The following is an 11,781-nucleotide window of genomic DNA, read 5'->3' as shown; positions in this document are numbered from 1 at the left end:
TTGCCAGTAACATAGCTGGCAAGGGGGAGGGGAGGCGTGGTTGTCAGGCGGGCGCGACGACGGCCCGGGGCTCCTTAGGCGGCAACGGCTGCGGGTCAAGGAAGGCCGCAAGGATCAACGGCGCCGTGACGCTCACCTGCCACCCCCTGGCACCGAGCTCTGACAGTTCAGCCGCGACGGCGGCCTCGGTCAGCTCTGCGGGCGGTCGCCACGCGACGCGCCGCAACGTGTCCGGGGTGAGGAGGTTTTCGAGCGGCAGGTTGAGTTCCTCCGCCTTGGCCTGGAGCGCCGGCCGCGCGGTGCCCAACCGGGCAGCGGCAGCCGGATCTCGCTCAGCCCAGACCCGAGGTGGCGGCGGTGCGTTGGTTGGCAGGTGCAGGGGCGGCAGGTCATCAAGAGCGCGCGCGGTAGCGATGCAGCGCAGCCAGCGCGGTGCTTCGCGCTGGGCTGCGCGGCCGTGGAAACCCTTGGTGCCGAGGAGCTGCGGCACGGTGCTGGGCATCGCCTTGGCCGCAGCCACTAGGGACGAATCGGGGATCAGGCGCCCTGGCGCCACATCGCGCTTTTGTGCCAAGGAGTCCCGCTCGATCCACAGTTCCCGGACGGCAGCAAGTTGGCGCCGATCACGGATCTGGTGCAGGCCGGAGGTCTTCCGCCAGGGGTCAACCCGGGGTGGGGCGATGCCAGCGGCAAGGATGGCCGCGAATTCCTGTTCGGCAAATTTCAGTTTTCCGTCCGCTGCCAGGAGCTCGATCAGTTCTTCGCGGAGCTCGGCGAGGACTTCAACGTCCAGCGCGGCGTAGCGCAGCCACGGTTCAGGGAGCGGGCGGGTGGACCAGTCAGCTGCCGAGTGTTCCTTGGCGAGCCCGAATCCCAGCAGTTGCTCAATGACGGCGGCGAGTCCCACGCGGGGGAGGCCAGCCAACCGGGCGGCCAGCTCAGTGTCGAAGAGTTTGTCCGGCCACATGCCCAGCTCGGAGAGGCAGGGCAGGTCCTGGCTGGCGGCATGCAAGATCCATTCGACGCCGGCCAGGGCATCGTTGATGATGTCCAGGTTCTCGAACGGTTCAGGGTCGATCAGCCACGTTCCGGCGCCCTCGCGGCGGATCTGGACCAGGAAGGCGCGTTGGCCGTAGCGGAAGCCGGAAGCCCGCTCGGCGTCGACGCCGGCCGGCCCACTGCCGGCTGCCAAGGCAGCGGCGCAGCGCTGCAGCCCGGTCAAGGTTTCAATGACCAACGGCACGCCCTCGCGGGGCGAATCAAGTTCAATGACTTCGGGGATGGGACTCTCAAAGCCCTCAACGGTGATGTGGGGTGCGGTGTCAGCAGCCGGGACGCCGGCCGTGGTGTTTTCCGGAATGTTTTCGGTCATGATGCTCCCAGTTTACCGGGCTGCATTGGAGTGCGTTTCAGGCGGGTCTGCATGGGTGCGGGCGCCTAGTTCCGGCGGCGGTTCGTCAGAGCGGTGACGCCGTCCGGCAGGGGCGGCAGGCCCGCGAAGGTGCAGACCATGTCGGACCACGCTTCCAGGTGCGCAGAGACGTCCGATGACGCTGGCGTCCATGACGCTCGGAGTTCGATGTCGATGGTGCCGGGGCGTTCGGAGAGGGTGCCGAAGCTTTCGGAGAGGACTCGGGTAGCTGTTCCGCCGGCCGCCCGGTAGTCCGCCTTGTGGTTCTCCAGGGCCTCGACCAGCCAGGTCCAGGCCACGGTACCCAGCATTTCATCGTTGCCCATCTCGGCTTCAAGCTCCGCCCGGATGTATGTCACAATCCTGAACTCGCCATCCCACACGGCGGAGCCGTCCGGGTCGTGGAGCAGGATGAAGCGGCCGGTGGCAAGTTCCACGGCGTCTTCGTCGCTGCCGCTGGCTGCTGCCAGGGCCATGGCCGCTGGACCGTGAACGGGAGTTCCCGCATTACTGCCAGGTGCCAGGACCTCGGCGCCCAACGCCACCGCGTAGGGCGCCAGCCGTGCGGGCGCAGGAATTTCGGCGAGGCGCAGTTCCTTACGGCACTGAGCGCTGCGGAGTGTTCCCAACGCCCGGACAAACTCCGGGGGAACCTGGTCGAGTGCGTTCACCCTCGCAGATTACGCAACGGCGCAGGTGAGGCCCGGCAGGCTCGCCGGTGGGTGGCCTTACCGGACGTCTGAGTGTCCGCGCAGCTCATGCCGGATGGCCGCCACGAAGGCGTCAATGTCGGCTTCCGTGGTGTCGAAAGAACACATCCAGCGCACTTCCCGCGCTGCCTCGTTCCAGTCGTAGAAGCGGAACTGGGTACGGAGCCTGTCCGCAACACCTTCGGGCAGCACAGCAAAGACGCCGTTGGACTGGGTGGCCTGGGTGGGCTGGACGCCGTCGATCGTTTCCACCGCTGCCCGCAGCCGGGCGGCCATCGCGTTGGCGTGCGCTGCGCTCCGCAGCCACAGCCCGTCAGAGAGCAAAGCGATGAACTGGGCCGAAAGGAACCGCATCTTGGATGCCAGCTGCATGTTCATCTTGCGGAGGTACACCAGCCCGGAGGCGGCCTCAGGATTGAGCGCCACCACCACCTCGCCGAAAAGCAGGCCGTTCTTCGTTCCGCCGAAGGACAGGATGTCCACGCCGGCGTCGGTGGTGAACGCTCGCAAGGGCACATTCAGGTATGCAGCGGCATTGGCGAGGCGAGCCCCGTCCATGTGGAGCTTCATCCCTTTGGCGTGCGCGTGATCGGCAATAGCCCGGACTTCCGCGGGGGTGTAGCAGGTCCCCAGTTCGGTGGTCTGGGTGATGGAAACGGCCAGCGGCTGGGCGCGGTGCTCGTCGCCCCAGCCCCAGGCCTCCCGGTCAATCAGTTCCGGGGTGAGCTTGCCGTCGGGGGTGGGCACGTGCAGGAGCTTGATGCCGCCGATACGTTCCGGTGCGCCGTTTTCGTCCATGTTGATGTGCGCCGTGGACGCGCACACTACGGCGCCCCACCGTGGGAGGAGGGATTGCAGGGCCAAAACGTTGGCGCCGGTGCCGTTGAAGACCGGGAAGGATTCGATGCCGGCGCCGAAGTGTTCGGTCAGTAGTTCGTGCAGCCGCGCGGTGTAGTCGTCTTCGCCGTAGGAGACCTGATGGCCTTCGTTGGCTGCGGCCAGGGCTGCCAGCACCTCGGGGTGGACGCCCGAATAGTTGTCCGAGGCGAAGCCGCGGATCTCGGAATTGTGCAGCCGCGCTGCGGCGGGTGCCTCTACTGTGGTCATCGCTTTGTTCACGCTTTCAGTCTAGGGAGTGCTGGCACGCGGCCGTTTCAGGGTGCCAGGACCAGCCGGGTGCCGTTGAGTGCCTCTGCCGGTTCGGCAAAGAGGCGGACGACGGCGGCCGCCAGGTCGTTTACGTCGGTGGCGCCGGGGAAGGTGCGTTCGGGATGTTTCTGCCGCAGGTCCGCGTCTACCAGCGCCTTCACTACGAGCACGACGGCGGCTGGGTCACCCGCTGCTGGCTGGCTGGCGGCCGTGTCCCGCTTGAATCCGTCGGCCATGGCCATGGTCCAGGCCTCAGCGGCGGCCTTTGCCGCCACGTAGCTGGCCGTGGCAGCCGTCGGCCGTTGCACCGCCGTCGAGGACACCATGGCAAACCGGCCCCGCGGAGACCGTGCGATGTCAGCATAGAAGACCCTGCTGACGTTCCGCAGGGTGGTGACGGCGCCGCGTTCCAGGAAGTCCCAGTCGGCGTCGGTCTGGTCTTCGAGTCCCTTGGCGCCCCGCCAGCCGCCCACCAAGTGGATCACGGCGTCCACGGGGCCCGCGCTGGCGGTGACGTCGGCACGGAGCCGCACCACGTCGTCGTACGTTGCCAGGTCAGCGGTGAAGGGGGTGACGCCGGAGCCTGCCTGGGCAGCGGCGGCGGCGATGCGGTCCTGATCCGACCCCACGGTGCAGACGCGGAAGCCCGCCGCATGCAGGGCAGCGGCAACGGCCACTCCAGACGCACCGCTGCCACCGGTCACCAGGACGGTCCCTGCGGGCATGGCGGAGTTGCTGTCCGGGGCGTGGCCGTTGTTCACAGTTGGGAACGTCCGGTCAGGCCGGCGGTGGATTCGATGACGGGGCGCATTTTCTTCTCCAGTGCTTCGTAGAACATGGACAGCGGGAATTCGTCGTCCAGGACCTGGTCGGTCAGCCCGCGTGGCGGGCCGGCCAAGGGCAGGGCATCGGGGCCCTTGGCCCAGATCGAGGCGGGGTTGGGTGTGACGGTACCCGAAACGAGCTGGTAGGCGGCAAGCCAGTGCGCGGTCTTGGGGCGGTCGATGGAGCGCCAGTAGAGATCGTCGATGCTTTCGCCGAGGGCGATGACGGCGTCAGCTACGTTGTCCCAGTCGATGCTGAGGCGAGTGTCGGTCCAGTGCAGGACGTGGTGCTGGTGCAGCCATGCGAAGAGAAGTTGGCCGCCCAGGCCGTCGTAGTTGCGCACGCGGGTGCCGGTGATGGCGAAGCGGAAGATCCGGTCAAAGATGATGGCGTACTGCACCAGCTTGGCGTGCCTGCGCGCGGCGGGGTCGGCGTCGTGATCCTTCTCGATCCGGACCGATTCGCGGAAGGCGGTGAGGTCGCAGCGGAGTTCTTCGAGCGAGTAGAGGAAGAACGGCATGCGCTGCTTGATCATGAAGGGGTCGAACGGCAAGTCGCCGCGCATGTGCGTGCGGTCATGGATGAGGTCCCACATGACAAAGGTGGCCTCGGTCAGATCCTGGTCGGCGAGCAGTTCCTCGGCGCCGGCAGGGAGTTCCAGGCTGGTGATCTCGGCTGCAGCCTTGAGGACGCGGCGGAACCGGGCGGCCTCGCGGTCCGCGAAGATGGCGCCCCAGGTGAAGGTGGGGGTGGTGCTGACGGCAACCGTCTCGGGAAACAGGACCGCAGAGTTGGTGTCGTAGCCCGCGGTGAAGTCGATGAATCGGATGGGGACGAAGAGCCGGTTTGAATAGTCGCCAGCCTCCAGGCCGGCGATAAATTCCGGCCAGATGACCTCGATGAGGACTGCTTCGACCAGGCGGTTGCTGCTGCCGTTCTGGGTGTACATCGGGAAAATGACCAGGTGCTGCAGGCCATCCACGCGCTGCTCCTGGGGCTGGAAGGCCAGCAGCGAGGAGAGGAAGTCAGGGGTCTTGAAACCGCCGTCTGCCCAGGCGCGGAAGTCGCCGCGGACGGCGGTGAGGTAATCGGCGTCGTGCGGGAAGGCCGGGGCGAGGTTGGCGAGGGCGGCTGTAATCTGTTCCACCCACATGGCAGCTGCCGTGTGGTCGGTGGACTCGGGGACGGAGCCGTCCTTGGCCTGCAGAACCTGCAGGGCGCTGGCAGCGGTCTTGAGCTGGATCCAGTCGTGGTTGTCCGCGGAAATGCCGGCGACGGCGGTGGTGCTGGTTTCGGTCATCGTGGACTGCCTCTCTGGGTGCTTGCTATCTGAAAAAAGCGTAGCAAGCACCCAGAGTTTCTAATTAGAAAAGCACCTTAGCGTAAGCAACTGTTTTCCTCATGTGGCTGTCGGAGAGCTCGAGACTACGGTGGAGCTGTTCAGCGCTGGGCTGAGCATCAGGCGGGGGTTTCGTCGCCTTCTGTTTTTGCTCCACCGGCCGGGGTTGCGTCGGTTTCGACGAGGCGTAAGGACACCGAGTTAATGCAGAAGCGTTGATCCGTAGGCGTGTCATAGCCTTCGCCTTCAAACACGTGGCCCAGGTGTGAATCGCAGGCGGTGCAGCGAACCTCAATCCGTTCCATGCCCAAGGTGCGGTCGTGGATGTAACGGACCGTACCGTCTGCGAGTGGCGCGAAGAACGACGGCCAGCCGCAGTGCGAATCGAACTTCTCGTTGCTGGTGAAGAGCTCCGCGCCACAGGCACGACACTGGTAGACGCCCGCCGTGTGGGTGTCCCAGTATTCGCCTGTGAACGGCCGCTCGGTCCCTGCCTTGCGCAGCACCTGGTACTCGGCCGGCGTGAGCTCTTCCCTCCATTGGGCGTCGGATTTCTCTACGGAGGGTGCCGCAGTAGTTTCGTCCGTTGCGACGGGTAATGCGTTGGTGGCTTTGTTCCCGAAAATGCTGTTGCCGAAGATACTCATAGTCAGTGCAACGCTCAGGAGTCGCCGATAAATCCCGAGCCTGCGTACAGGTGCAGGACGGGCATGCCCAGCTGGTCCTGTGCCTTGGTGGCCCAGTCCGTGTGGAGGGTATCGGAGACGGCGTGCGGACGGGTGATGACCACTGCCTGCATGGCGCCGGACTCTTTGACCTTGGCTACCAATGCGTCGACGGCGTGGCCCGACACGACCTCTCCGGTGATCCCGGATCCCAGTCCAGCCAGGGCTTGGAGCGAAACGGCCAGGGTCTCGTCGGCCTGGGCGCGTTCGGTCTCAGGGCTGGGGTGTTGGGACGTCAGCTCACGGAAAGCCTTGGCGATGTCCAGGAGGGAAAGGTTCTCCAGGAAATCAACCAGCAGGTGCCGTTCCGTGTTGGCTGGCACCAGGACCTCAAGTCGGGTCTGGGCCCCGTCTACCAGGCTTTCGATGTTGCGGCGGTCGTCCGCCCCAAGGGGCTCTTCGGTCAAAATGACGATGGGATCACTCATGGCCCCAGCCTAGTCCCGCGCACCCACCGTCGCACACCTGCTGCCACGGCACGCCCCGGGCGTTCCTTACCGCACCATCTCCGCATCGAGCTGCACCGCCAGCTCCATGCAGCGCAGACGGGCCGGGGAGAAGTCGTAGGGCATGCTCCGGATGGTCTCCGCCGCATTCCTCACGCGGGAGCCGTCTGTCGGCTCCCGATCGGGGTCGGGCGCCGGGTCAGCGTCATTGGGCGGGTGCAGCTCGTCCCAGGCGGCGAAGAGGGCATCGTCCTGCTCCAGCTGAACGGACTCCTCGATGACGCGCATCAGCGCGGTCTCGAAGGCGTGCCGCTCGGCCGCCACCTGCGCCACCAGGGGGTCGTTGACAGCAACTGTGTCGTCCAAGGCCTCCTCGGCGGCGTCGACGCGGTCGGACTCCGCTCGCAGTGCCGGATCGAGGGCCAAGGCAAGGAAACGGCCCGCTTGGACGGCGGCACCGAGTGGACCGAAGATCCGTGCTGTGACCAGCAGGGTATCCAGGTCGTCCTGGCGCAGTGAGCCCCTGGGCACGCCCGCAAGGCGATTGGAGACGAAATCATCGAGCAGTCCCAGCCGGCTGCCGAGGGTCCGCATGCGCTGCACCGAGGCCCGCTTCCTCTGCAGCTCGGCTTCCTGTGTGGCGAGGGTGCCTTCCAGTCGAGCGAGGACGCCTACGATCTGGTCCTCGTCGTCGACGCCGCTCGGTGCGGCGCCGCTGAAGGCGTCGCGGATGTCATCGAGGGGGATCCCGGCGTCGGCCATGCGGCGGATCCAGAGGAGCCGGATGATCTCCGCGGAGCCGTACCGGCGGCGACCGTCGCCGCCCCGCTCTCGCTCGGGCAACAGGCCAACGTGGTGGTAGTGGCGGATCGCCCGTGGAGTGACGCCGACGAACGCCGCGGCTTCGCCGATTAGGACCTCTCGGGGCGGGGTCGGAAACGGTTGCATGGCGGACCTCTCGGAGCGGGATGTGCTTCCAGCACACCACATAACGCTGCGGCAGGTGCAACCGATCTAACGCAATACACCCACTCCACCGCGAGGGCGGTAGCTGCTCGGGTGACTGCTCTGAGCTGCTGACGGGTCTAGTCTTCGCCTCGTTCCAGCGAGGTTGCAGCTCGAGTACTGTCGCCTGGTCCATGCTCCCTTGGCTGGAGTGGCGTGTTCTGTGGAGACGTAGGCCGGGACGCTCCATAGGAGGATCGGGTTACCGGCGCCGTTGGATGGCAGGAATTGCCCCGGTTTCTGTTGACTCGGGGATACGGGCCGGAGTGTTTGAGCCGGATCACCCGTCGCTTCGGAGACTGAAAAGATCATCATCGACAGCGGCAAGTAACACCTGCCGTGGCATAGAAAACCCCGGAGCCAGATAGGACAAGTATCTGGGCCCCGGGATTTCTTGCTGAACTCTTTTACCGGCAACGAACGGGAGGAATCCTAGGTCAGACCGGGCCGGGGAGCAGGGTACGGAACCTGTGAAAACGCGGGCGGTCCGCCTCGCCAGGAGGCAGCACCCAGCCTTGTCACCACCGGCGGACCACCGTTGTAACGCCAACACTGGCCTCCCCTGGGTACAGCGCAGCAGCTAAGAGCGCCAAACGACCGTATAGGCATAGCCGTTTCCGTTCGGGACGCAGCCTTCAACCAGACGCACGTACGAGCCGAAACCGGGACGGGCAGCATCTAAACGGGACTCGCACAAAGCTTTCGTACCGTTCCAGTAAACGTGCCGCTCAGAAGCCTGAGCCGGCAAAGCAAGAGCGATTCCTCCCCCAACGAGCATTGATGTGGCAACAGCAGCGGACGCGAGCTTCCTCTTCAGTTTCATCATTTCGGTAGACTAATTAAGGATTGTTCCAGGGTCAACGCCTCGCCCTATAGCGACCGCTACGCCCTAGGTCGCCGGCTGGACCAAACTCCGTCAACCGTCACCTACGATGAGCAGCATGGCATCTGACGAAGAAAAAGATCCCCCCGTCCCCGCAGACCTGGCGAACGCTTCAAAACGCATCCACCGCGTCGAAGTTGAAGAAGAACACGACCAAGCAGACAAACCGTCCGCTCCGCACAAACCCTGATTGCCCGCGGCCACCACCTCACGAAGGCCACTATTTTGCGTTGAGTTTGCTGGCGTGCTCGGGCTGGACCTTTCCGGTCCGGCAGCAATACCGGCATCGGTCCGGCAACCAGTCAGAATAGTGGCATGGGTTCCTCGCAACACAGACAGTCCGTAGCCACCTTGAACGACACCGAATCCGGAAAGTTGTCGCTCCGTGCCAAATGGGCCATTGGCGGAGCGATCGGCGGCGGAGCGGCGGCCGGTCTCCTTGCTATGGGCTCCTCCGCGCTGGCCGTCTACTTTGCCCGTCGGGTGATCACTCCCGCACGGCAGCGCGCAGCAGACCAGGAAGTCCTTGCGGTCATTGGCGACGCCGGCCAGCAGCAAGTCATTTTCGCTGCAACAGATGAGACCACCGTTGACGGCACCTACGGTTTCTTTTTCGATGGCGGGAAGGGACATGCGCGGATAGGCCGCATCGTTTCCTACTCGCCAGGGGAGCGGACGGTTCAGCGGGAGGTGCAGGCGGTTTACTCCGGCGACCTCCGCACTGCCCGTTGGGGCTGGTGGAGCGGTGCGCTCTACCCTGATCCCGCCGCCGTCGGGCTCGCCGCCGAGGACGTCCTGATCGACCAGGATGCCGGGCCTGCGCCGGCATGGCTGATCCGGGCGGACGGCCCTGCCCGGACCTGGGCGATCATGGTCCACGGCCGGGGTGCTACCCGGCAGGAAGCCCTGCGGGCGGTGCCTTCAGCCCTTGAATTGGGCCTCACGTCGTTGGTGATCAGCTACCGCAACGACGGCCAGGCACCTGCAACTGATGACGGCCGCTATGGCCTGGGGTCCACCGAATGGCGCGATGTCGAAGCTGCCATCGCGTTCGCCTTGGGGCAGGGCGCGGAGGAAGTGGTCTTGTTTGGCTGGTCCATGGGCGGCGCTATCTGCTTGCAAGCCGCCGACCAGTCCCGCTACCGGCACCTCATCCGGGCCATGGTCCTTGACGCGCCGGTCATCGACTGGATCAACGTCCTGGCGCACCACGCCCAGCTGAACCGCATCCCGTCGTTGGTGGGCCGTTATGGACAGCTCATGCTGGGCCATCCGCTGGGACGCCGGCTGACGGGTCTGTCGGCGCCTGTGGACCTGAAGGCCATGGACTGGGTGTCCCGGGCCGTGGAGCTCCGGACACCAACCTTGATACTGCACAGCGTCGACGACGAATATGTGCCCTACGAGCCCTCCACGCTCCTAGCGGAGCGGAACCCGGAGATGGTGACTTTTGAGCCTTTCGCGCTTTCCCGGCACACCAAGGAATGGAACCTCGACCCCGACCGATGGGAGCGTGTGGTCAAATCCTGGTTGAGGCAACAATTGGCGCCACGGCTGAACCCCGGTGATGCTGCGATGATGCCCGCCGCCAAGGCTTAGGTGCGCGGGCCAGGTCCGGCTCCGCTCACGGTTTTCAGGTGGATCGGAGCGCGCGCTGCGGTAGGAGCGGCGCGTTCCTACGCACCGCCAATCGCCCGATCGCGGATGCCAAGCCCACGGTGGACCAAAGGCCAAGGAGGGCCAACCCGAATCCCAGGCCCAGTATTCCGCCAAGAAGCCAGAAGATCAGTGTTGGTGCGGCGAAAAAGGCCGCCACGTGCAGCCATTGGTTTTCGACAGGCCGCAGCAGGAATGCCAGGAGCGCGCCGAGCGGAATCCCCGCCAAGATGGCCACCCCGAAACCGTAGAGCAGGATCATGGGGAGAATACCCGACATGTAGCTGTCCGAGCGGCCCGTCTCCATCGCGAAGATAGCGTCCGAGATAAGTATGACAGTGGCTAGCCCCGCCAGCCACAACATCGAAGCAATAAACCAGCCCTTGAGGAACGCGTAAGAATCCAGGACTACCCGGTACGGTCCGTCGTCGTCGGCAGGAGGAACCTGGTGCCCAGGGTGAGGGTGCGCGGGCCCTTCCCGCCTCGTCGATTCATCCGTCATTGCCCACGCAGTCCGTCCCTGAAGTCCCCATGGAAATATCAAACCATGGACTCCCAGGATCGCTGTGCGCCAAACAGGGTGGCCCTAGCGAGAGCGCTACCCTAGTTCATGAGCAGCCTCTTCGTGGCAGATAGACCAGATGTAAGTTGATCAGGACCAACCGTGGATGAGCAAAGCGAAGTCGAACGTGTAATGGCAGCTTTCCAAATGGCAATGGATCAGATGAACGATAGGAAAGTCGTGATTCATGCAGTTTGGGCAGATACTGCCTACAGCGCCTGCGTGCTCTATGAGCGTCCCCTCGTCAAAGACGGGGTGTTGGGGCGGCGTGTTGAATTTTCCCCGCACGTAGTAGAAGGTGATCCTGCTTCAACGGCAGACGCCTTGGCTCAGAATATTGTCGAACCTCTGGGCAGAGCGCATGTGTTCACGGATAACTGGGGAATTTCATGGGTTGGATTGGGCAGTGCCCAAGCTCCTGCCCTCCCGCCGGATCTCAATTGGGGAAGTATCTCCTCTTGAACAGGCCCAATCGGCTGAATGCCGCCGTTTCTCGAGGCCGAGACGCAGGAGTTGAAAGAGATCACCCGCCGCGTGTCTGCCGCGTTGGAGGGAGACGGCTGCTGAGGCGCAGCTAGCCGCGGGAACCGATGGCCGCGGTGATGGCGTTGGTGAGACGCACCAGATCGGCAGGCGCCACTTCAATGTCCAGGCCCCGCTTACCTCCGGACACCAATACGGTGTCGAACGCCAGGGCGCTGCTGTCCAGGACGGTAGGGGAGGGCAGCCGCTGGCCGAGTGGGGAGATGCCGCCCAGAACGTAGCCCGTCCGGCGCTGGGCCGCTGCAGGATCTGCCATTTTGGCTTTCTTCGCCCCCAACACCGCGGCCAAAGCCTTCAGGTCTAGTGTTCCGCTGACGGGGACAATGCCCACGGCCAACTTGCCCTCAACGTCCACCACGAGGGTCTTAAAGACCCGTGCCGGGTCGACGCCTAGGACTTCGGCGGCTTCAGTGCCGTAACTCTCCGCGCCGGGGTCATGCTCATAGGGGTGTAGGACAAACCGAACGCCTGCGGCAGCCAAGGCAGCGGTGGCGGGGGTACCTTGGGAATCTTTGCGCGCCATCGGT

General features: G+C 64.9%; 13 protein-coding genes. 3 read left to right on the top strand and 10 right to left on the bottom strand.

Features of this window, described 5'->3' with window-relative positions; genetic code table 11:
* Positions 1-43 precede the first annotated feature (43 nt).
* The 8 genes from PSET11_RS11420 to PSET11_RS11385 form a co-directional block, all read right to left on the bottom strand.
* A complete protein-coding gene (locus tag PSET11_RS11420; protein ID WP_124092397.1) occupies positions 44-1,372 on the bottom strand; it encodes an HRDC domain-containing protein in 1,329 nt (442 codons plus the stop codon).
* A 65-nt stretch (positions 1,373-1,437) separates the two neighbouring features.
* Positions 1,438-2,082 carry a DUF3000 domain-containing protein gene (locus PSET11_RS11415; RefSeq protein WP_124092396.1) on the bottom strand — a complete coding sequence of 215 codons (645 nt, stop codon included), beginning with the start codon at positions 2,080-2,082 and terminating at the stop codon, positions 1,438-1,440.
* 57 nt (positions 2,083-2,139) lie between these two features.
* Complete coding sequence (locus tag PSET11_RS11410; protein ID WP_124092423.1) at positions 2,140-3,228, bottom strand: threonine aldolase family protein; 1,089 nt, start codon at positions 3,226-3,228, stop codon at positions 2,140-2,142.
* Positions 3,229-3,275: 47 nt separating this feature from the next.
* Positions 3,276-3,995 carry an SDR family NAD(P)-dependent oxidoreductase gene (locus tag PSET11_RS11405; protein ID WP_124092393.1) on the bottom strand — a complete coding sequence of 240 codons (720 nt, stop codon included), beginning with the start codon at positions 3,993-3,995 and terminating at the stop codon, positions 3,276-3,278.
* Positions 3,996-4,027: 32 nt separating this feature from the next.
* Positions 4,028-5,395 (bottom strand): DUF6421 family protein, encoded by a 1,368-nt coding sequence (locus PSET11_RS11400; protein WP_124092391.1) that lies wholly within the window; start codon positions 5,393-5,395, stop codon positions 4,028-4,030.
* Between the two features lie 158 nt (positions 5,396-5,553).
* A complete protein-coding gene (gene msrB, locus PSET11_RS11395; protein ID WP_124092389.1) occupies positions 5,554-6,081 on the bottom strand; it encodes a peptide-methionine (R)-S-oxide reductase MsrB in 528 nt (175 codons plus the stop codon).
* A gap of 14 nt (positions 6,082-6,095) precedes the next feature.
* The gene (locus tag PSET11_RS11390) at positions 6,096-6,587 is read right to left on the bottom strand and encodes a hypothetical protein (RefSeq protein WP_124092387.1); all 492 of its coding nucleotides are present in this window, start codon (positions 6,585-6,587) and stop codon (positions 6,096-6,098) included.
* A 66-nt stretch (positions 6,588-6,653) separates the two neighbouring features.
* Positions 6,654-7,553, bottom strand: coding sequence for a MerR family transcriptional regulator (locus PSET11_RS11385; RefSeq protein ID WP_124092385.1), 900 nt, complete (start codon positions 7,551-7,553; stop codon positions 6,654-6,656).
* 998 nt (positions 7,554-8,551) lie between these two features.
* Between PSET11_RS11385 and PSET11_RS17005 the strand changes: the two genes are divergently transcribed.
* Positions 8,552-8,683, top strand: a complete 132-nt coding sequence (locus tag PSET11_RS17005; RefSeq protein WP_282432694.1) for a hypothetical protein — start codon at positions 8,552-8,554, stop codon at positions 8,681-8,683.
* Between the two features lie 125 nt (positions 8,684-8,808).
* Positions 8,809-10,092 (top strand): alpha/beta hydrolase family protein, encoded by a 1,284-nt coding sequence (locus PSET11_RS11380; RefSeq protein WP_124092383.1) that lies wholly within the window; start codon positions 8,809-8,811, stop codon positions 10,090-10,092.
* 34 nt (positions 10,093-10,126) lie between these two features.
* Here PSET11_RS11380 and PSET11_RS11375 read toward each other — a convergent pair whose 3' ends face one another.
* A complete protein-coding gene (locus PSET11_RS11375) occupies positions 10,127-10,651 on the bottom strand; it encodes a hypothetical protein (RefSeq protein WP_124092381.1) in 525 nt (174 codons plus the stop codon).
* A 162-nt stretch (positions 10,652-10,813) separates the two neighbouring features.
* Between PSET11_RS11375 and PSET11_RS11370 the strand changes: the two genes are divergently transcribed.
* Positions 10,814-11,173, top strand: a complete 360-nt coding sequence (locus PSET11_RS11370; RefSeq protein ID WP_124092379.1) for a hypothetical protein — start codon at positions 10,814-10,816, stop codon at positions 11,171-11,173.
* A 112-nt stretch (positions 11,174-11,285) separates the two neighbouring features.
* Here PSET11_RS11370 and ybaK read toward each other — a convergent pair whose 3' ends face one another.
* Positions 11,286-11,777 carry a Cys-tRNA(Pro) deacylase gene (gene ybaK, locus PSET11_RS11365; protein WP_124092377.1) on the bottom strand — a complete coding sequence of 164 codons (492 nt, stop codon included), beginning with the start codon at positions 11,775-11,777 and terminating at the stop codon, positions 11,286-11,288.
* Positions 11,778-11,781 lie beyond the last annotated feature (4 nt).

The organism is Arthrobacter ulcerisalmonis (assembly GCF_900609065.1).
Classification (GTDB): domain Bacteria; phylum Actinomycetota; class Actinomycetes; order Actinomycetales; family Micrococcaceae; genus Arthrobacter; species Arthrobacter ulcerisalmonis.
Note: the sequence above shows the minus strand (reverse complement) of the source record. Positions and strands in the feature narration are given on the sequence as shown.